Source organism: Sphingomonas lenta (assembly GCF_002288825.1).
Classification (GTDB): domain Bacteria; phylum Pseudomonadota; class Alphaproteobacteria; order Sphingomonadales; family Sphingomonadaceae; genus Sphingomonas; species Sphingomonas lenta.
The window spans coordinates 344,913-363,262 of record NZ_NSLI01000004.1 but is presented as its reverse complement, the minus strand read 5'-3'; the positions used below and the strand labels follow the sequence as shown (position 1 = coordinate 363,262).

Sequence of the window (18,350 nt, the reverse complement as noted above, 5' to 3'; positions counted from 1 at the left end):
TTCCCATATAGAAGCCGATGCCTTCCACGCCAGATTGCGCGGTTCTGGTCCCGGTGCTCGGCGACCAGCTGGGCCCGCGCCTGTCCTCGCTCCGCGGTCGCGACAAGGCCGAAACGGTGGTCCTCATGATGGAGGTCGCCGACGAGACGACCTATGTCCGCCACCACAAGCGCAAGCTCGCGCTGATCCTCTCGGCCATGCGGCACCACGCCCAAGCGCTCCGCGAGGCTGGGTGGCGCGTCGATTACGTGGGGCTCGATGACCCGGAGAACACGGGCAGCTTCACCGGAGAGATCGCCCGCGCCGTCGCCCGCCACACGCCCGAGCGCATCGTCGTGACGGAGGCGGGCGAGCACCGCGTGCAGACGATGCTGGAGGGCTGGGAGGCGGAGCTCGGCCTGCCCGTCGACGTCCTCCCCGACGATCGCTTCCTCTGCTCGCGCGACGACTTCGCCCGCTGGGCCGCATCCGCGCCCGAGCTGATCATGGAAGGTTTCTACCGCGACATGCGCCGGCGCACCGGCCTGTTGATGGACGGCGACGAGCCGGTGGGCGGCCGCTGGAACTATGACGAGGAGAACAGGAAGCCCGCGCCCGCGCCCGACCTGTTCATGCCGCGCCCGCTCGCCTTTCAGCCCGACGCGATCACGCAGGAGGTGCTCGAGTTGGTGGAGCGCCGCTTCGCCGACTTCCCCGGCAAGCTCGACGGCTTCGATTATGCGGTCACCGTCGAACAGGCCGAGGCTCAGGCCGCGAACTTCATGGTGCATATGCTCCCGAAGTTCGGCGACTATGAGGACGCGATGCTCGTCGGCGAGCGCCACCTCTGGCACTCGATCCTGAGCCCGTACATCAACTTAGGCCTGCTCGACCCGCTCGACCTCTGCCGCCGCGCCGAGGCCGAGTATCTGGCGGGCCGCGCGCCCTTGAACTCCGTCGAGGGCTATGTCCGCCAGCTCATCGGCTGGCGCGAGTTCGTCCGCGGCATGTATTGGCGCGAGGGTCCCGATTACGTCCGCCGCAACTTCTTCGGCCACACGCGGCCGCTCCCCGCCTTCTACTGGACGGGCGAGACGGACATGCGCTGCCTCAAGGAGGCGATCGGCCAGACGCTCGACACCGCGCACGCGCACCACATCCAGCGGCTCATGGTGACGGGCAACTACGCGCTCCTCATCGGCGCGGACCCGCTCGACGTGCACCGCTGGTATCTGGAGGTCTACGCCGACGCGTATGAGTGGGTGGAGCTGCCCAACACGCTGGGCCTGAGCCAGTACGCCGACGGCGGCCTCATGGGCACCAAGCCCTATGTCAGCACGGGCAAGTATATCGACCGCATGAGCGACTACTGCCGCGGCTGCCGCTACGACGTCCGCGCCCGCACCGGTCCCGACGCCTGCCCGTTCAACGCGCTCTACTGGGACTTCCTCCAGCGCCACGGCCGCAAACTTCGCGACAACCCGCGCCTCGGCATGCCCTACCGCCACTGGGACCGCACCGACCCGCTGGAACGCGCCGCGATCCGCGCCGCCGCCAAGGCGCACCTCGACGCGCTGGATGCGGTGCCGTCCTATGCGGACTGACCCACTTCCTCCTTCCTCGTCACCCGGGGCTTGACCCGTGGTCCCGCTTCTTCCGCTTCGGTGGTCAAGAAAGCGGGACCCCGGCTCAAGGCCGGGCTGACGTGTGCTATGTAGGACCGATGGACCCCCTAATCTCCACCGACCAGCTCGCCCGCGAACTCGGCGCGCACGACCTGCGCATCCTCGACGCGACCTACTTCCTCCCCGAGCACGGCCGCGACGCGCCCGCGGAGCACGAGGCCGCGCACATTCCCGGCGCCGCGTTCCTCGACTTGGCATCGCTCCGCGATACAGACAGCCCCCATCCCAACATGCTCCCCTCCGCCGACCGCTTCGCCGAACGGCTGCGCGAGCTCGGCGTCGGCGACGGCGACCGGATCGTCCTCTACGACGACACGCCGCTACGCTCGTCGGCGCGCGCCTGGTGGATGCTGCGAAGCTTCGGCGTGGGCGAGGTCACGATCCTTGACGGCGGCCTCGCGAAGTGGCGCGCCGAGAACCGCCCCCTCGCCTCCGGCCGCGAGCGGGGCGAACCCCGCGCCTTCACCGCCCGGCTCGATCCCACACGCCTGCGCACCCTCGACCAGATGCGCGCCAACCTCTCGACCGGCGCGGAGCAGGTGCTCGACGCCCGCTCGCTCGCCCGCTTCACCGGCGAGGAGCCCGACCCCCGCCCGCACGTCGCGGAGGGCCACATCCCCGGCAGCCGCAACCTCCATTATTCCGACCTGTTCGAGCCCGACGGCACATGGAAGCGGGGCGAAGCACTTCGCGCCGAGTTCAACCGCGCCGGCATCGACCTGTCGCGCCCGCTGGTGACCACCTGCAACTCGGGCGTCACCGCCGCCGTGCTGCTGTTCGCCGCGCACCTGCTCGGCACGGACGCGGCGCTCTACGACGGTAGCTGGTCGGAGTGGGGCGCGGACCCGCACACGCCTAAGGAAGTGGGGGCCGCGTAGCCCCCCCACCGTTCGTTTCGAGCGCAGTCGAGAAACGGATGGGCAGGGACTGGCTTCTCGACTTCGCTCGAAGCGAACGGCAGGGGTGAGAACATGGCCCGTGATCCCGACCGCTCCGCCTCCCCCGCCACCCGCCCACCCGCGGACGCGACAAAGGTCGTCACCGCCGGCCGCCGTCCGGAATGGACCGCCGGCATCGTCAACCCGCCCGTCTGGCGCGCCTCGACGATCCTCTACGATTCCGTCGCCGACCTCCGCGCCGCGGCGGGACGCGACACGCACCACCGGCTCTTCTACGGCCGGCGCGGCACGCCCACCCAGTGGAGCCTCGCCGACGCGCTGACCGAGCTGGAGCCCGGCGCACACGCGACGTTCCTCTACCCCTCGGGCGTCGCCGCGGTCGCCGCCGCGCTGCTCTCCGTCCTCTCGCCCGGCGACGAGCTACTGCTGGTCGACTCCGCCTACGACCCCACGCGCGCCATCGCCGACGGGCTCCTGAAGCGCATGGGGATCACGACCCGCTTCTACGACCCGCTGGTCGGCGCAGGTATCGCCGAGCTCGTCTCCGACCGCACCCGCGCCGTCCTCCTCGAATCCCCCGGCTCGCTCACCTTCGAGGTGCAGGACGTCCCCGCCATCGCCGCCGCCGCCAAGGCGCGCGGCTGCGCGGTGCTGCTCGACAATACCTGGGCCACCCCGCTCCACTTCCGCGCGCTGGAGCACGGCGTCGACCTCTCGATCCTAGCCTGCACCAAGTACGTCGTCGGCCATTCGGACGTGATGCTGGGCAGCGTCACCGCCACGCCCGAGCGCTGGGCGGCGCTTCGCGACACCAGCTTCCAGCTTGGCCAGACCGCCTCGCCCGACGACGCTTGGCTCGGCAGCCGGGGCCTGCGCACCATGGCGATCCGGCTGAAGCAGCACGAGGCGTCCGCACTCCGCATTGCCGAGTGGCTCGCGACCCGGCCCGAGGTCGCGCAGGTGCTTCACCCGGCGCTTCCCTCCTGCCCCGGCCACGAGCTTTGGCGACGCGACTTCACGGGTGCGTCCGGCCTGTTCTCGTTCGTGCTCAACGGCGGCGACGACGCGGCCCGTGCGCGCCTGATCGACGGGCTCGAGCTGTTCGGGATCGGCTATAGCTGGGGCGGCTTCGAGAGCCTGGCGATCCCCGTCGACCCGCACCGCCACCGCTCCGTCGTCAAGCGCGAGCAGGCCGGCCCGATGGTCCGCCTCCAAATCGGCCTGGAGGACCCGGACGACCTGATCGCGGATCTGGCGGCCGGGCTGGAGAGGTGGCGCAACCTCTAAATTCCTCCCCCGCTTACAGCGGGGGAGGGGGACCGCTCACGTTAGTGAGTGGTGGAGGGGGAACGACGGGATACGGCATCGCCCTGTACCCCCTCCACCAGCTACGCTGGTCCCCCTCCCCCGCTGTAAGCGGGGGAGGAACAAAGGGATTACTGCGGCTGCTGCGGCTGGGTCGTCGCCTGCGCACCCGCCGCGGCGCGGGCGTCCTGGCCGTCGCCCTCCGGCGCGGCCACGATGTCGCGCGTCGTCGCGCCCTTATCGACGACGTTGGTCTGGGGATCGCCCACGCTGGAGCGCACGCCGGCGTCCGCGGTCGCGGCGCCCGCCTGCGACAGCGCGCCCGTCTCCGCCTGGCTGCGCGCGACCTGGCCGCCGAACAGCGCCTCCAGCGTCTGGCCTTGCGTGTTGACGTTCTGCGTCGCGGCCGCGCCCGGCTGCGGCGGCACGAGCGAATAGTCGGGCGGGATCACGAGCGGCGCCTGGCGCGCCACGGCGAACTCGTCCGGCCGGTCGCGGTTGAGGAGGCCCGACGAGCCGCAGCCCGCCAGCAGGAGGGCGAGGCCGCCCGCGACCAGAACCTTACGCATTCACTTTCTCCGTCGGCTCGCTCCGCACGAACAGCGCGCGGGCGAGGAGTATGACCACGCCGACCGTAATAGCCGCATCGGCGACGTTGAACACCAGGAAAGGACGCCACTCGCCGAAGTGCAGGTCGGCGAAGTCGACCACATAGCCGAAGCGCACCCGGTCGAGGATGTTGCCGATTGCCCCGCCCAGCACGAGGCCCAGCGCCGCCTGCTCGACGCGGTTCCGCTCGCGCGCCATCCACACCGCGACGCCGGTCGCGATCGCGGCGGTGAGCGCCACGAGCAGCCAGCGCGACGCGTCCGAGTCCGCCTGCAACAGCCCGAGCGACACGCCCATGTTCGGCACGAAGCGCAGGTCGAAGATGGGCAGGAGCTCGCGCGCGTCGCCCAGCGCGCGGATGCCGAGCGGGCCGGTGACGAACCACTTGCTGACCTGGTCGGCGAGGAAGACGACGAGCGCCGTGACGAGCCCGATACGGGGGAGGTTACGCATCGACCACCTGCTCGCACCGCGCGCACAGCCCGCCGTCCTCGCGTACCTCGGGCAGCAGCCGCCAGCAGCGGCCGCACTTCTCGTACTCGGTGCGCTTCACGTCGACCACGTCGCCCTGATCGACGCGCGCCACGATGAACGTCTCCGCGAGCAGCCCGGCGTCGAGCGGCATTTTGGGCACGCTCACCTCGGCCTCGAGCGAGGAGCGCACGATCTTCTCGCGCCGCATCGGCTCGATCGCCTCCGTCACGCGCTCGCGCAAGCGGCGCACCTCCAGCCAGCGCTGCGCCAAGCCGTTGTCAGTGGCGTCGGGCAGCTCCGGCCAGTCGAGGAGATGCACCGACCCGTCCTCCGACGGATAACGCGCCTGCCACACCTCCTCCGCGGTGAAGGGAATGATCGGCGCCGCCCAGCGCGTGAGTGCCTGGAACAGCAGGTCCAGCACCGTCCGGTAGCTCCGCCGCGTGAGCGACGAGGGCGCGTCGCAGTAGAGCGAGTCCTTGCGGATGTCGAAGAAGAAGGCCGACAGGTCCTCGTTCGCGAAGTCGGTCAGCGCGCGAACGTAGCGGTTGAACTCGAACGCCTCCGCCGCGTCCTTGAGCTCGCGGTCGAGCGCGCTCGTGAGGTGGAGCACGTACCGCTCCAGCTCCGGCATGTCCGCGACCGGCACGCGCTCGGCATCCGAGAACCCGTCCAGCGCGCCGAGCAGGTAGCGGAAGGTGTTGCGCAGCTTGCGGTATGCGTCCGAGCTCGTCGCCAGCACCTCCTTGCCGATGCGCACGTCCTCGAAATAGTCGGTCGAGGCCGCCCACATGCGCAGGATGTCCGCGCCCGACTCGCCGATCACTTTCAGCGGATCGACGACGTTGCCGACCGACTTCGACATCTTACGCCCTTCGCCGTCGAGCGCGAAGCCGTGCGTCAGCACCGCCGCGTACGGCGCCCGCCCCCGCGTGCCGCAGCTCTCCAGCAGCGACGACTGGAACCAGCCGCGATGCTGGTCGGAGCCCTCCAGGTACAGGTCCGCGCGCACGCCCTCGCCGTAGCGCTGCTCGATCGTGAACACGTGCGTCGAGCCGCTATCGAACCACACGTCGAGGATGTCGTTGACCGGCTCGTACTCGGCCGCGTCGTACGCATCGCCCAGCAGCGCCTGATGGTCGGCGGTGAACCACGCGTCCGCGCCGCCCCGCCGGAAAGCCTCCACGATCCGCGCGTTGACCGCCGGGTCGTTCAGATACTCGCCGGATGCGCGGTGGAGGTAGAGCGCGATCGGCACGCCCCAGGCGCGCTGGCGGGAGATCACCCAGTCGGGCCGCCCCTCCACCATCGACCGGATGCGGTTCTCGGAGCGCGACGGCACCCACCGCGTCCGCGAGATCGCGTCCAGCGCGAGCTCGCGGAGGGTGGCCTGGTTGCCCCGCTTCTCGACTTCGCTCGAAGCGAACGGCTGGGGGGAGCCGGCCTCCCCTCCTAACATGGACCGAGCGTTCCCCCTTCCGTTCGTGTCGAGCGAAGTCGAGACACCTTGTCCTACCCCCCGGTCCATCGGAATGAACCACTGCGGCGTCGCGCGGAAGATCACCTTCGCCTTGGACCGCCACGAATGCGGGTATGAGTGCCGATAGTCCTCCGACGCCGAGAGCAGCGCCCCCGCCTCGCGCAGCCCCTCGCAGATCGGCCCGTCGGGCGCGACAAACTTCTTGTTGATCACCGACCCCTGGCCGCCGAGCCAAGTCCAGTCCGCCCGGTAGTTGCCCGCCCCATCCACCGCGAACACCGGCTCGATCCCGTGCGCACGGCACAACTCGAAGTCGTCCTCGCCATGGTCCGGCGCCATGTGCACCAGCCCCGTGCCCGCGTCCGTGGTGACAAAGGCGCCCGGCAGCATGGGGCGAGGCTTGGCGAAGAAGCCGCCTAGGTGGTGCATCGGATGACGAACGACGGCACCGGCGAGAGAACCTCGCTTCATCAGCCCTAACCCACGCATCTCCGGATTACCGATCCGTCGCAGAAACGCCTGCTCGAGATGGAGAGCGTAAAGGTATCTACGGCCGCTGATCTCTGCGACGACGTACTCGACGTCCTCCCCATACGCGAGCGCCTGGTTCACCGGGATCGTCCACGGCGTCGTCGTCCAGATCACCGCGTGCGCGCCGACCAGCTCGGGCGCATTCGGGGCCTCCACGATCTCGAACGCTACGTCGATCTGCGTCGAGACCACGTCCTCATACTCGACCTCGGCCTCGGCGAGCGCGGTCTTCTCGACCGGGCTCCACATCACCGGCTTGGCCCCGCGATAGAGCTGGCCCGACTCCGCGAACTTCAGCAGCTCGCCCACGATCGCGGCCTCGGCGTCGTAATTCATCGTGAGGTACGGGTCGTCCCAGTCGCCCATGACGCCCAGCCGCTCGAACTGTTCGCGCTGCACCGCAACCCACTTCTCGGCATAGGCGCGGCACTCGGCGCGGAACTGGTCCACAGGGACCTCGTCCTTGGAGCGCTTCTTGGCGCGGTACTGCTCCTCGACCTTCCACTCGATCGGCAGCCCGTGGCAGTCCCAGCCGGGCACGTACGGCGCGTCCTTGCCGAGCAGGGTCTGCGAGCGGACGACGATGTCCTTCAGCACCTTGTTCATGGCATGGCCCATATGGATGTCGCCATTGGCGTAGGGCGGGCCGTCGTGGAGGATGAAACGCTCGCGCCCCGCGCGCTGCTCGCGCAGACGCTGATACAGCCCGATCCGCGCCCAGCGCTCCAGGATCTGCGGCTCCTTGGCGGCGAGCCCAGCCTTCATCGGGAAGTCGGTCTTCGGCAGGAAGACGGTGTCGCGCCAGTCGCGTTGAACGGTGGTGGATTGGTCGGCCATAAATGCCGGGCGCTCTAACCCACGCGCGCACGCGGCGCTAGCGGGCGAGCAACGCCCGCGCCGCCGCGCAATCCCGGTCCATCTGCGCTACCATCGCCTCGAGCCCGTCGAACTTCGCCTCGGGCCGCAGATACGCGTGCAGCTCCACCTCGACGCATTGCCCGTACAGGTCGCCCGACCAGTCGAAGAAGTACGCCTCCAACAGCTCCTTGGGCGGTTCGAACATCGGCCGCACGCCGATGTTCGCCGCCCCGTCGAGCACCTGCCCGTCCGGCAGCCGCCCCCTGACCGCGTACACGCCGTATCGCGGGCGCAGATACTTGCCCAGGTCGATGTTCGCCGTCGGATAGCCGATCGTGCGGCCCAGCTTGTCGCCGTGGCCGACCACGCCCTCGATCGCGAACGGCCGCGTGAGCAACCCCGCCGCCACCTCCGGCCGGCCCTCGCGCAGGCTCTCGCGGATGCGGCTCGACGATACGGGCGCGCCGTCCAGCGTCACCGGCCCCACCGTCTCCACGCTGAAGCCGAGCTCGCCGCCCAGCGCGCGCAGCACGCCCACGTTGCCCGACCGCTTGGCCCCGAAGGTGAAGTCCTCCCCCGTCACCACGCCCGCGGCGCCGAGCAGCCCGACGAGCCGCTCGGCCACGAACGCGCGCGCGTCGAGCCCCGCCAGCGCCTCGTCGAACCGGAACACCACCATCGCATCCGCGCCCGCCGCGGCGAGCAAGCGCTCGCGCTGCTCCAGCGTCGTCAGCCGGAACGGGGCCACGTCCGGCTTGAAGAAGCGCACGGGATGCGGATCGAACGTCGCCACCAGCGCCGGCCGCCCCTCGGCCTTGGCGCGCGCCACCGCCCGCCCGACCACCGCCTGGTGCCCGAGATGAAAGCCGTCGAAATTGCCGAGCGCGACCACGCCGCCGCGCAAGTCGGCCGGCGCGGCCGTTCCCCCGTCCAGCCGTCGCATGCGGGTGCTATACGGGGACGATCCACCGGCGCATACCCCCGCCCATCATCCCCCTGCGGTCACCCCGGACTTGATCCGGGGTCCATGCGCGTACGCCCAATTGCCAATGGCGCTCTCGAACGAGCGGACGCACATGGATGCCGGATCAAGTCCGGCATGACGGCAAGTCGGGGAGCCGAGCCTAACCCTGAACCAACGTCACGAAACTATAGGCAGGCCGCCCCTCCTTCGTGGGGCAGTCCTCCCGCACTACCTCGCGCCAACCGTCAAAGCCCGGCATGCGCGTGTCGCCGTCCACGTCCGCATGCACCTCCGTTAGCTCGACGCGTGTCGCTAGCGGCAGAAACAGCGCGAACACCTCGGCCCCGCCGATCACCGCGATCTCGTCCGCCTTGCCAGCGAGCCTCAGCGCCTCGTCCACCGACCCCGCCCGCTCCGCACCCGACGCACTCCACGCCGGATCGCGCGTCAGCACGATGTGCCGCCGTCCCGGCAGCGGCTCGGGAAAGCTCTCGAACGTCTTGCGGCCCATCACCATGGGCTTGCCCATCGTCAGCGCCTTGAAGCGCCGGAGGTCCGCCGGCAGCCGCCACGGCAGCCCGCCGTCGCGCCCGATCACGCCGTTGTCGGCGCGCGCCACGTAGAGGACGATTTCGGTCAGGCCGACGCCTCCGCGCTCGGCGCGGCCGCGATCCTGAAGCCGCGCTCGTCCAGCGTCGTCCGCTCCGCGAAGCTCAGCAGCACCGCCGCCAGCACTGCTACCACGATCAGCCGTATGAGGTCCTCCACCGCGCTCACTCCCGTCCTGCGTTCGTTTCGACCACGTATGTAGTCGCACAGCTGAACGGTTTCTGAACTACAACTGTAATCAAACCGCCACTGGGGCCTTTATGTGCGGCTGCGCCTCGTAGCCGTGGAGCGTGAAATCCTCCAGCTCGTAGCCGTCGATCGCGTCCGGCCTGCGCCCGATCTCGAGCCGCGGCGGCGCGCCCGGCTCACGCCTCAGCTGCTCGCGCGCCTGGTCCAGGTGGTTGAGGTACAGATGGCAATCGCCTCCCGTCCAGACGAACTCGCCCACCTCCAAGTCGCATTGCTGCGCGATCATGTGACACAGCAGCGCGTAGCTCGCGATGTTGAACGGCACGCCGAGGAAGATGTCCGCCGACCGCTGGTACAGCTGCAGCGACAATCGCCCGTTCGCCACATGCGTCTGGAACAGGCAGTGGCACGGCGCCAGCGCCATGCGATGCAGCTCGCCCGGGTTCCAGGCGGTGACGATCTGCCGCCGCGACGCCGGGTCGCGGCGGATCAGCGCGATGAGCTCCGCGATCTGGTCGACGTGGCGACCGTCCGCCGTCTCCCAGTCGCGCCACTGCTTTCCGTACACCGGCCCGAGCTCGCCGCCCTCGTCGGCCCACTCGTCCCAGATGCTGACCCGCCGTTCCTGCAGCCAGCGGACGTTCGTATCGCCGCGCAGGAACCAGAGCAGCTCCACGATGATCGAGCGCAGGTGCAGCTTCTTGGTGGTGAGCACCGGGAAGCCCTCCCGGAGGTCGAACCGCATCTGCGCCCCGAACACCGACCGGGTGCCGACCCCCGTCCGGTCCCGCTGCTCCGCGCCCTGCTCGAGCGCGCGGGCCATCAGGTCGAGATACTGCCGCTCGCCGCTCATGCCCGGTCGAGGCTCCCGTCCAATCGGCGCCCCAGGCTCACGAACAAGTAGATGAGCGGCGGCACCAGCACCGCCGACAGCACCACCTTGGCGATCATCTGCCCCAGCAGCAACTGCCCGATCGGGAACACGCCGTAAAAGGCGATCGACACGAACAGCAGCGTGTCGACGATCTGGCTCAGGATGCTCGCCAGCCCCGCACGCAGCCACAGCAGCCGCGACCCTTCGCGACCCTTCAGCGCGGAGAAGATCGACACGTTCAGCGTCTGCGACACGCCGTACGCGACGATGCCGCCCAGCCAGATGCGGGGCGTGCCGCTCATGATCAGCTCGAACGCCGACGCGCGCGCCGGGTCCATGTCGGGTGCGGCGGGCACCGCCAGCACGATCACCGACAAGAGGATGGACGCGATCAGCGGCACGAACCCGATCTGCACCAGCCTGTTGGCGACCGTCCGCCCGTGCAGTTCCGCCACCGCGCTCGACACGACCACCAGCAGCAGAAACGCGAAAATCCCCGCCTCCACCGCTAGCGGTCCCAGCGCCACCTGCTTGTTCCCCAGCACGCCCGCGATGCAGACCATGCCACCGTAGAAGATGGAAAAGGCGAAGAGCGACGGGGAGATCAGGCGGGAGTCGGCTTGCATCCGCGGTTGCTAGCGGACGTGGGGCGACGGCGGAAGGCGGTTCGCACCGCCGCCGTACCGTTCGAACCATTCTCCCGTCCATCGCGTCATCAGGTCCGACCGCTCGAGATGCGGCCAATGACCCACGCCCGCCAGCACGCGGCGCTCGTAACCGCCCTTGAACAATCGTTCCTGCCCATCCCCCAATGCGGGGAGCAGGCAACCATCGGCCCCGCCCGCCACGAAAAGCGTCGGCGTCGCGATCGGCCGTTCGCCGATGTCGAAGCCGCCGGCGCGGTACATACGGATCGGGTGCGGCATGCTTCGTCGAAACGTCGCCTTCACCCGCCCCATATGCGGCGTCGGGTCGAGCCCCGGCGACCAACGCCGCCACAGCGTCTCCAGATGGCGGAAGTCGCGCGTGCGGACGCGCGCCTCCGCCAGCCCCTTGAGCTGGAAACCAAGGATGTAGCGGCTCATCCACCATTGGCGCGGATGGCGGCCGACCGTCCGCGCGATGTTGGCGGGGTGTGCGCCCGCGAGCATCACCGCCGCGACGAAACGCCCGCCGTAGCGAGTCAGGAGGTCGTAGCCGATCTGCGACCCGTAATCATGTCCCATGTAGAAGGCGCGCCCCCGCGCGTCCACCGCCTCCAGCACCCCCGCCAGATCGTCGGTCAGCGCCGCCAGCCCTAGATCGCCCTCCAGCGGCGAGGGATGATAGCCGCGCAGATAAGGCGCGACGACGCGATAGCCCCGCGCCGCCAGCGCCGCGCCCACCCCGTCCCAGGTGCCTGCATCGTCGGGAAAGCCGTGGACGCACAGCAGCACCGGCCCGTCCTCCGGCCCGGCCACCCGCACGCCGAAAGAGCCCCGCGCGGTGTCCACCTGACGAAGTTCCATGGGGCGAGCCTACCCCAAGGGCGCGCGGTCGCGAAAGCGCATACTTCATAAGACCGCAGAGGGGTGATCTACACGGAGCCGCAAAGGCGGAAGAGTGTTTGCGCCGAGGGCACGGAGGAATTACGCGCGGCCGTGTTAGCGCCCCCCAAACTACGCTGATGACCAGTTGCACGCTGACACGCGAAGCCCCTCCGCGTGCTAAGCCCGACATTTTTTGTGCCTTCGCTGCTTACTGCGCCCCTTTTCTCACGACCCGCGCCCACGCATTTTCGGGACTGTCCTACAAGCCCCCGATCCGCCATAAGCCGCGGCTTCGGGGCTGGGGGCCAGAATGCACCGCGTAAGTTTGTTTCAAGAGCACGCAACGGAAGTGCCGAACGGGCGTGAAATGTGTGAAGCGTCGGGCTTAGGGCCGATTCGGTGAGCCGCTTGCCTCTTGGCCTCGCCGGCATCGCCGTCATCCTGGGACTCGCGCTGCTCCTCTCCACCGACCGCCGCGCGATCCGCCCGCGCGTGGTCGTCTCCGCCTTCGCGCTTCAGGCGCTGATCGCCATGTTCGTGCTGCGCACTGCCATCGGCCAGAACGTGCTCGCGGGGCTCTCGAACGGCGTCTCCGCGCTGCTCGGCTACGCGGCCGCGGGCACCACCTTCCTCTTCGGCCCGCTCGCCAAGCCCGAGATCGGCGGCACCGCCTTCGCGATCGCCGCGCTGCCGGTGATCATCTTCTTCGCCTCGCTGGTGTCGATCCTCTACCATTTCGGCATCATGCAGTTCATCGTCCGCTGGGTCGGCGGCGCGATCGAGCGCGTGATCGGCGTTTCCAAGGTGGAATCGCTCTGCTCGGCGGCGAACATCTTCGTCGGCCAGTCGGAAAGCCCGCTGGTGATCCGCCCCTATCTCGCGGCGCTCACGCCGTCCCAGGTGTTCGCGGTCATGACGGTGGGCATGGCGGGCGTCGCAGGCACGATCCTCGCGGCGTACGCGAGCTTCCTCGGCCCCGAGTCGCTGCCTTATCTGCTGGCGGCGAGCTTCATGGCCGCGCCCGGCGGGCTGCTGATGGCCAAGATCATCATGCCCGACCCGCGCTCCCGCCAAGGCGAACTCCCGCTGGCCGACGATCCGATCGCCGAAGAGCGCGGACTGATCCAGGCGGCTGAGGCGCATGAGGAAGAGGAGCGCGCCGCCAACGTCATCATGGCCGCCGCCAACGGCGCGCAGACCGGCGTCAAAATCGCGGTGGCGGTCGGCGCGATGGTGCTCGCCTTCGTCGCGCTGATCGCGCTGGCGAACGGCATCCTGGGGTCCGTCGGCGGCGCGCTCGGTGTGCCGAACTTGAGCTTCCAGCGCCTGCTCGGCTTCGTCTTCGCGCCCGTGATGTTCCTGCTCAACATCCCCTGGAACGAGGCGCAGGTCGCGGGCGGCCTGTTCGGCACCAAGCTCGTGCTGAACGAGTTCGTGGCGTTCATCGATCTGGGCCAGCTCCGCGCGCAGCTCGCGCCCCGCACGGTCGCGATCGTCACCTTCGCGCTGTGCGGCTTCGCCAACTTCTCCTCGATCGCCATCCAGATGGCCGCCACCGGCAGCCTCGCCCCCAACCAGCGCCCCGTCATCGCCAAGCTGGGCATCCGCGCCCTCCTCGCGGGCAGCCTCGCTAACCTCATGAGCGCCGCCTTGGCCGGCCTCCTCCTCTAAATTCCTCCCCCGCTTACAGCGGGGGAGGGGGACCATTCGCTTGCGAATGGTGGAGGGGGAGCAACGGGATACGGCATCGCGCCGCACCCCCTCCGTCGCGCTACGCGCGCCACCTCCCCCGCTGTAAGCGGGGGAGGACCAAGGCGGCTTGACTTGTTCGATCGCCGGTAACACATGCAACCGCGTCGAGGCGTTCTTCGCAGCGTGATCGCCCTGGACTCGATCCAGGGCAGGCTCCGCCCCGACCTTGCCCAAGGCATCCCTATCACGCGGGGCGTCATCAACCCCCGCCGCCCGTGCGCCTATCCGAGGCGCGCGTCGGCTCTCGCAAGAGTGTACTTTAGTGAACTTCCAAGATCTCGGCCTCGCCGAACCGCTCGTCCGCGCGCTCCACGCCAAGGGCTATGACCAGCCCACGCCCATCCAGCGCGACGCCATCCCCCATCTGCTGCAGGGCCGCGACCTGCTCGGCATCGCCCAGACCGGCACCGGCAAGACGGCCGCTTTCGTGCTGCCCTCGATCCAGCGCCTCTCCGCCGCGCCTAAGCGCACGCTGCCGACGCACTGCCGCATGCTCGTTCTCGCCCCCACGCGTGAGCTCGCGTCGCAGATCGCCGAGCAGGCGCGCCTCTACGGCAAGTTCCAGCGCCTGTCCGTCGTCACCGTGTTCGGCGGCACCTCGGTCAACAAGGACCGGCAGAACGTCCGCCCCGGCGTCGACATCCTCGTCGCCACCCCCGGCCGCCTGCTCGACCTGATCGACCAGCAGGCGCTCAGCCTCGCGCAGCTCGAGATCCTGGTCCTCGACGAGGCCGACCAGATGCTCGACCTTGGCTTCATTCACGCGCTGAAGCGCATCGTCCGGATGCTGCCCAAGCAGCGCCAGTCGCTCTTCTTCTCGGCCACCATGCCGCCCGCGATCCGCCAGCTCGCCGACCAGTTCCTTGACCAGCCGGTGACCGTCTCCGTCGTCCCCGCCGCGACCACCGCGGAGCGCGTCGACCAGTACGTCACCTTTGTGAACCAGACGGAGAAGCAGGCGCTGCTCACGCTGACGCTCGCCGATCCGGCGATCGACCGCGCGCTCGTGTTCACGCGCACCAAGCACGGCGCGGACCGCGTAGTGAAGCTGCTGGCGGGCAACGGCGTCCGCGCCAACGCCATCCACGGCAACAAGTCGCAGGGGCAGCGCGAGCGCGCGCTGGGCGAGTTTAAGTCGGGCGAGGTCAAGATCCTCGTCGCCACCGACATCGCCGCGCGCGGCATCGACGTGTCGGGTGTCAGCCACGTCGTGAACTTTGAGCTGCCCAACGTGCCGGAGCAGTATGTCCACCGCATCGGCCGCACCGCGCGCGCCGGCAATTCGGGCATCGCTATCGCCTTCTGCGCCGAGGACGAGCGTCCCTATCTCAAGGACATCGAGAAGCTGACGCGCCAGAAGCTGACCGTCCAGCCGCTCCCCGCCGATTTCCTCCGTCAGGCGGATCGCATCAAGGCCGAGCGCGTCAAAGCCGTCGGCGCCGACCCGCTCCCGCGCGAGGAGCGCCCGCGCGGCCCCCGTCCGCCCGCGCGTCCCCGCGCCACGCACCAGCCGGTCCCGACCAACCAGGCTCGCCGTCGTCGCGGCGGCCGCGGTCGCGGCGGCCCGCGCGCCGCTGCGGGAGCCTGACGCGCGTTCGAGGGTTACGCCTCCGAAAGGAGCTTAACCCCATGGACACCAGCGTCAGACCGCTCGCCGAACGTGTCGCCAAGGTCCTCGCCGGCCAGCGCATCAGCATCAACGCCGAGGGGACGGAGGAGTCGGCCTCCCCTCAGGTCGAGCAGGTCTGGCGCGAGTACCTCCCCGACGCCATCGCCGTCCTCCACACCCTCCGCGTGCCCGACGAGCGCATGGCGGCGGCGGGCGACGTGGCAATTTGGGAACGCATGGTCCTGACCGCGCTCGAGGACTCCAAGCCGCAGACGGTCGTCCTCTAAGCGACCACCGTCAGCCACTCCCCTTCTGGAGCCCGCTCGCTGCGCAGGCGGTTTGCGGGCTCGTCTGGATCTTCGTACCCGATCGCCACGCCGCAGAAGAGCATCCGCTCGGGCGGCGTGCCCAGGAAGCGGGTGACCGTCTCCGGCCACAAGGCCCAGCACTCCTGCGAGCAGGTCGCCAGCCCCGCCTCGACGGCGAGCAGCATCAGGTTCTGGAGGTACATGCCCAGGTCCGCCCATTGCGGCGACCCCATGCCGCGGTCCACCGTGACGAAGTAGGCCGCGGGCGCGCCGAAGAACTGGAAGTTGCGCGCCAGCCACCGCATCCGCCCTGCCTTATCTTCGCGTGGAATGCCGATGTGCCTGTACATCGCCTCGCCCACCTGGAAGCGCCGGTCGCGATAGGGCGCGCCCAGCTCGCGCGGGTAAATGTCGTACGCCGCCGTTTCCAGCTCGCCCGAGCCGAGCCGCTCGGCCATCACCGCCTTGAGCCGCCGCATCGCCTCGCCCGCCACGATGTTGACATGCCAGGGCTGGAGATTGCCCCCGGTCGCCGCGCGCGCCGCCTTAACCGCCAGCTCGCGCAAGGTCGCCGACGACACCTCGCGATCGAGATAGCCCCTAACCGACCGCCTGGCCGCCACCGCTTCCGAAACCGTCATCGCCCGTCCCACTTGCCGTTCACGTCAAGCTGCGCCAATGAGTTCGGAATAACAACTGTTACGGAGCGGAGCTGGACGATGGCCGAGGCATACATCGTGGAGGCGGCGCGGACCGCAGGCGGCAGGCGCGGCGGCCGGCTCGCGGGCTGGCACCCCGCCGACATGGCCGGCGAGGTCCTGAATGCGATCATCGACCGCTCCGGGCTCGATCCGGCCGCGGTCGAGGACGTCATCATGGGCTGCGTCAGCCAGGGCGGCGAGCAGTCCTTCCAGGTCGGCCGCAACGCGGTGCTCGCCTCCAAGCTGCCCGAGAGCGTCCCCGCCGTCACGATCGACCGCCAGTGCGGCTCGTCGCAGCAGGCGATCCAGTTCGCCGCCCAGGCGGTGATGTCGGGCACGCAGGACGTGGTGATCGCGGCCGGCGTCGAGTCGATGACGCGCGTACCCATGGGCTCGACGGGCATGCTCTTCCACCAGGCCGGGCTCGGCCGCGCCAAGTCGCCCCGCCAGCACGAGCGCTATCCCGACATCGAGTTCAGCCAATTCATGGGCGCGGAGATGATGGCGAAGAAGCACGGCTTCTCGAAGGAGGAGCTCGACGCTTATTCGGTCCGCTCCCACCAGCGTGCTGCCGCCGCGACCGAGCAGGGCGCGTTCCGCGACGAGATCGTGCCCCTCCCCGTCCAGACGTCTGAGGGCGAGGTTCTGCACGATCGCGACGAAGGCATCCGCGCCGACGCGACCTTGGAGTCGATCAGCTCGGTCAAGTTGCTGAAAGAGGGCGGCGTCATCACCGCCGCCAACGCGTCCCAGATCTGCGACGGCGCCTCCGCGGTGCTCGTCGTCTCCGAGCACGCGCTGAAGGAGCACGGCCTCAAGCCGCTCGCCCGCGTCCACAACCTCACCGTCACCGCCGGCGACCCGGTCATCATGCTGGAGGAGCCGCTGTTCGCGACCGACAAGGCGCTCCGTCGTGCCGGAATGACAATAGACGAGATCGACCTGTACGAGGTCAACGAGGCGTTCGCGCCCGTGCCGCTCGCCTGGCTCAAGCACACCGGCGCGGATCCGGAGAAACTCAACGTCAACGGCGGCGCGATCGCGCTCGGCCATCCGCTCGGCGCGTCGGGCACCAAGCTAATGGCGACACTCGTCCACGCGCTCCACAAGCGAGGGCTGCGCTACGGCCTCCAGACGATGTGCGAGGGCGGCGGCATCGCCAACGTGACGATCGTCGAGCGGGTTTAACAGGGGAAGAGACATGAAGATCGACAACAGCATCGCCGCGGTCGTTACCGGCGGCGCGTCGGGCCTGGGCGAGGCCACCGCCCGCGCGCTCGCGGCCAAGGGCGCGCGCGTCGCCATCTTCGACCTGCAAGCCGAGAAGGGCGAGCGCGTCGCGGCCGAGATCGGCGGCGTGTTCTGCGAGGTCAACGTCACCTCCGACGAGAGCGTCGACGCCGGCTTCGCCCGCGCCCGCGAGGCGCACGGGCAGGAGCGCGTGCTGGTGAACTGCGCGGGCACCGGCAACGCGATCAAGACCGCCAGCCGTTCGAAGGAAGACGGCTCGATCAAGCACTTCCCGCTCGACGCGTTCAACTGGATCATCGAGATCAACCTGGTCGGCACCTTCCGCTGCATCGCCAAATCGGCCGCCGGCATGCTCACCCTCGACCCGCTGGAGGACGGCGAGCGCGGCGCGATCGTCAACACGGCGTCGGTCGCCGCGGAGGACGGCCAGATGGGCCAGGCGGCCTACTCCGCGTCCAAAGGCGGCGTGGTCGGCATGACGCTACCCATCGCGCGCGACCTGATGAGCGAGGGCATCCGGGTGAACACCATCCTGCCGGGCATCTTCTCGACGCCGCTGATGAACGGCATGCCCGCGCCCGTAAAGGACGCGCTCGCGGCGTCCGTGCCGTTCCCTAAGCGTCTTGGCCTGCCGCACGAGTACGCCCAGCTCGCGCTCACCATGATCGAGTGCGGCTATTTCAACGGCGAGGACGTGCGGTTGGACGGTGCCATTCGGATGGCGCCTCGCTGAAGCGCGGCTTG

The 18,350-nt window shown here is 69.4% G+C and carries 18 protein-coding genes; 8 read left to right on the top strand and 10 right to left on the bottom strand.

Going from position 1 to position 18,350, the window contains the following annotated elements; translation table 11 throughout:
• Positions 1 to 17 precede the first annotated feature (17 nt).
• The 3 genes from CKY28_RS13995 (at position 18) to metC (ending at position 3,850) form a co-directional block, all read left to right on the top strand.
• On the top strand, positions 18 to 1,583 hold the full coding sequence (locus CKY28_RS13995; RefSeq protein ID WP_095998976.1) for a cryptochrome/photolyase family protein: 1,566 nt from the start codon (positions 18 to 20) through the stop codon (positions 1,581 to 1,583).
• A gap of 119 nt (positions 1,584 to 1,702) precedes the next feature.
• Positions 1,703 to 2,542: a sulfurtransferase gene (locus CKY28_RS13990; protein WP_095998975.1), complete on the top strand. Its 840-nt coding sequence runs from the start codon at positions 1,703 to 1,705 to the stop codon at positions 2,540 to 2,542.
• A gap of 93 nt (positions 2,543 to 2,635) precedes the next feature.
• Positions 2,636 to 3,850 carry a cystathionine beta-lyase gene (gene metC, locus CKY28_RS13985; protein WP_095998974.1) on the top strand — a complete coding sequence of 405 codons (1,215 nt, stop codon included), beginning with the start codon at positions 2,636 to 2,638 and terminating at the stop codon, positions 3,848 to 3,850.
• A gap of 149 nt (positions 3,851 to 3,999) precedes the next feature.
• Here the strand turns inward: metC and CKY28_RS13980 are convergent, their stop codons facing one another.
• The 9 genes from CKY28_RS13980 to CKY28_RS13945 all read right to left on the bottom strand — a co-directional run bounded on the left by CKY28_RS13980 (position 4,000) and on the right by CKY28_RS13945 (position 11,964).
• Positions 4,000 to 4,437 carry a DUF3035 domain-containing protein gene (locus CKY28_RS13980; protein ID WP_095998973.1) on the bottom strand — a complete coding sequence of 146 codons (438 nt, stop codon included), beginning with the start codon at positions 4,435 to 4,437 and terminating at the stop codon, positions 4,000 to 4,002.
• Entirely contained in the window at positions 4,430 to 4,930 is a 501-nt protein-coding gene (lspA, locus tag CKY28_RS13975) for a signal peptidase II (protein ID WP_095998972.1), read from the bottom strand. The genes CKY28_RS13980 and lspA overlap by 8 nt, the downstream gene beginning before the upstream one ends.
• Positions 4,923 to 7,799 carry an isoleucine--tRNA ligase gene (gene ileS, locus CKY28_RS13970; RefSeq protein ID WP_095998971.1) on the bottom strand — a complete coding sequence of 959 codons (2,877 nt, stop codon included), beginning with the start codon at positions 7,797 to 7,799 and terminating at the stop codon, positions 4,923 to 4,925. Before ileS ends, lspA begins: the two co-directional genes overlap by 8 nt.
• A gap of 37 nt (positions 7,800 to 7,836) precedes the next feature.
• The gene (locus CKY28_RS13965; RefSeq protein ID WP_095998970.1) at positions 7,837 to 8,763 is read right to left on the bottom strand and encodes a bifunctional riboflavin kinase/FAD synthetase; all 927 of its coding nucleotides are present in this window, start codon (positions 8,761 to 8,763) and stop codon (positions 7,837 to 7,839) included.
• A 181-nt stretch (positions 8,764 to 8,944) separates the two neighbouring features.
• On the bottom strand, positions 8,945 to 9,403 hold the full coding sequence (locus CKY28_RS13960; RefSeq protein ID WP_245841846.1) for a dihydrofolate reductase: 459 nt from the start codon (positions 9,401 to 9,403) through the stop codon (positions 8,945 to 8,947).
• Positions 9,404 to 9,420: 17 nt separating this feature from the next.
• On the bottom strand, positions 9,421 to 9,552 hold the full coding sequence (locus CKY28_RS19290) for a hypothetical protein (RefSeq protein WP_281253249.1): 132 nt from the start codon (positions 9,550 to 9,552) through the stop codon (positions 9,421 to 9,423).
• A 79-nt stretch (positions 9,553 to 9,631) separates the two neighbouring features.
• The gene (locus CKY28_RS13955) at positions 9,632 to 10,435 is read right to left on the bottom strand and encodes a thymidylate synthase (protein WP_095998969.1); all 804 of its coding nucleotides are present in this window, start codon (positions 10,433 to 10,435) and stop codon (positions 9,632 to 9,634) included.
• A complete protein-coding gene (locus tag CKY28_RS13950) occupies positions 10,432 to 11,082 on the bottom strand; it encodes a queuosine precursor transporter (RefSeq protein ID WP_095998968.1) in 651 nt (216 codons plus the stop codon). Before CKY28_RS13950 ends, CKY28_RS13955 begins: the two co-directional genes overlap by 4 nt.
• Before the next feature lie 9 nt (positions 11,083 to 11,091).
• The gene (locus CKY28_RS13945) at positions 11,092 to 11,964 is read right to left on the bottom strand and encodes an alpha/beta fold hydrolase (RefSeq protein ID WP_095998967.1); all 873 of its coding nucleotides are present in this window, start codon (positions 11,962 to 11,964) and stop codon (positions 11,092 to 11,094) included.
• Positions 11,965 to 12,384: 420 nt separating this feature from the next.
• Between CKY28_RS13945 and CKY28_RS13940 the strand changes: the two genes are divergently transcribed.
• The 3 genes from CKY28_RS13940 (at position 12,385) to CKY28_RS13930 (ending at position 15,633) form a co-directional block, all read left to right on the top strand.
• Complete coding sequence (locus CKY28_RS13940) at positions 12,385 to 13,656, top strand: NupC/NupG family nucleoside CNT transporter (protein ID WP_095998966.1); 1,272 nt, start codon at positions 12,385 to 12,387, stop codon at positions 13,654 to 13,656.
• Between the two features lie 343 nt (positions 13,657 to 13,999).
• Positions 14,000 to 15,325 carry a DEAD/DEAH box helicase gene (locus tag CKY28_RS13935; protein ID WP_095998965.1) on the top strand — a complete coding sequence of 442 codons (1,326 nt, stop codon included), beginning with the start codon at positions 14,000 to 14,002 and terminating at the stop codon, positions 15,323 to 15,325.
• A gap of 41 nt (positions 15,326 to 15,366) precedes the next feature.
• A complete protein-coding gene (locus CKY28_RS13930) occupies positions 15,367 to 15,633 on the top strand; it encodes a hypothetical protein (RefSeq protein WP_095998964.1) in 267 nt (88 codons plus the stop codon).
• Here CKY28_RS13930 and CKY28_RS13925 read toward each other — a convergent pair.
• On the bottom strand, positions 15,630 to 16,295 hold the full coding sequence (locus CKY28_RS13925; RefSeq protein ID WP_095998963.1) for a nitroreductase: 666 nt from the start codon (positions 16,293 to 16,295) through the stop codon (positions 15,630 to 15,632). The two genes, CKY28_RS13930 and CKY28_RS13925, sit on opposite strands and share 4 nt — an antisense overlap.
• Before the next feature lie 78 nt (positions 16,296 to 16,373).
• Here CKY28_RS13925 and CKY28_RS13920 point away from each other — a divergent pair, with 78 nt between their 5' ends.
• Positions 16,374 to 17,543: an acetyl-CoA C-acetyltransferase gene (locus tag CKY28_RS13920; protein ID WP_095998962.1), complete on the top strand. Its 1,170-nt coding sequence runs from the start codon at positions 16,374 to 16,376 to the stop codon at positions 17,541 to 17,543.
• A 13-nt stretch (positions 17,544 to 17,556) separates the two neighbouring features.
• Complete coding sequence (locus tag CKY28_RS13915; RefSeq protein WP_095998961.1) at positions 17,557 to 18,339, top strand: SDR family NAD(P)-dependent oxidoreductase; 783 nt, start codon at positions 17,557 to 17,559, stop codon at positions 18,337 to 18,339.
• Positions 18,340 to 18,350: the final 11 nt, after the last annotated feature.

What these genes read in the sequence shown, in the direction of transcription:
- CKY28_RS13995 (WP_095998976.1), top strand. Translation starts at nt 18, where the DNA reads ATGCCTTCCACGCCAGATTGCGCGGTTCTGGTCCCGGTGCTCGGCGAC.
- CKY28_RS13990 (WP_095998975.1), top strand. Translation starts at nt 1,703, where the DNA reads ATGGACCCCCTAATCTCCACCGACCAGCTCGCCCGCGAACTCGGCGCG.
- metC (WP_095998974.1), top strand. Translation starts at nt 2,636, where the DNA reads ATGGCCCGTGATCCCGACCGCTCCGCCTCCCCCGCCACCCGCCCACCC.
- CKY28_RS13980 (WP_095998973.1), bottom strand. Translation starts at nt 4,437, where the DNA reads ATGCGTAAGGTTCTGGTCGCGGGCGGCCTCGCCCTCCTGCTGGCGGGC.
- lspA (WP_095998972.1), bottom strand. Translation starts at nt 4,930, where the DNA reads ATGCGTAACCTCCCCCGTATCGGGCTCGTCACGGCGCTCGTCGTCTTC.
- ileS (WP_095998971.1), bottom strand. Translation starts at nt 7,799, where the DNA reads ATGGCCGACCAATCCACCACCGTTCAACGCGACTGGCGCGACACCGTC.
- CKY28_RS13965 (WP_095998970.1), bottom strand. Translation starts at nt 8,763, where the DNA reads ATGCGACGGCTGGACGGGGGAACGGCCGCGCCGGCCGACTTGCGCGGC.
- CKY28_RS13955 (WP_095998969.1), bottom strand. Translation starts at nt 10,435, where the DNA reads ATGAGCGGCGAGCGGCAGTATCTCGACCTGATGGCCCGCGCGCTCGAG.
- CKY28_RS13950 (WP_095998968.1), bottom strand. Translation starts at nt 11,082, where the DNA reads ATGCAAGCCGACTCCCGCCTGATCTCCCCGTCGCTCTTCGCCTTTTCC.
- CKY28_RS13945 (WP_095998967.1), bottom strand. Translation starts at nt 11,964, where the DNA reads ATGGAACTTCGTCAGGTGGACACCGCGCGGGGCTCTTTCGGCGTGCGG.
- CKY28_RS13930 (WP_095998964.1), top strand. Translation starts at nt 15,367, where the DNA reads ATGGACACCAGCGTCAGACCGCTCGCCGAACGTGTCGCCAAGGTCCTC.
- CKY28_RS13925 (WP_095998963.1), bottom strand. Translation starts at nt 16,295, where the DNA reads ATGACGGTTTCGGAAGCGGTGGCGGCCAGGCGGTCGGTTAGGGGCTAT.
- CKY28_RS13920 (WP_095998962.1), top strand. Translation starts at nt 16,374, where the DNA reads ATGGCCGAGGCATACATCGTGGAGGCGGCGCGGACCGCAGGCGGCAGG.
- CKY28_RS13915 (WP_095998961.1), top strand. Translation starts at nt 17,557, where the DNA reads ATGAAGATCGACAACAGCATCGCCGCGGTCGTTACCGGCGGCGCGTCG.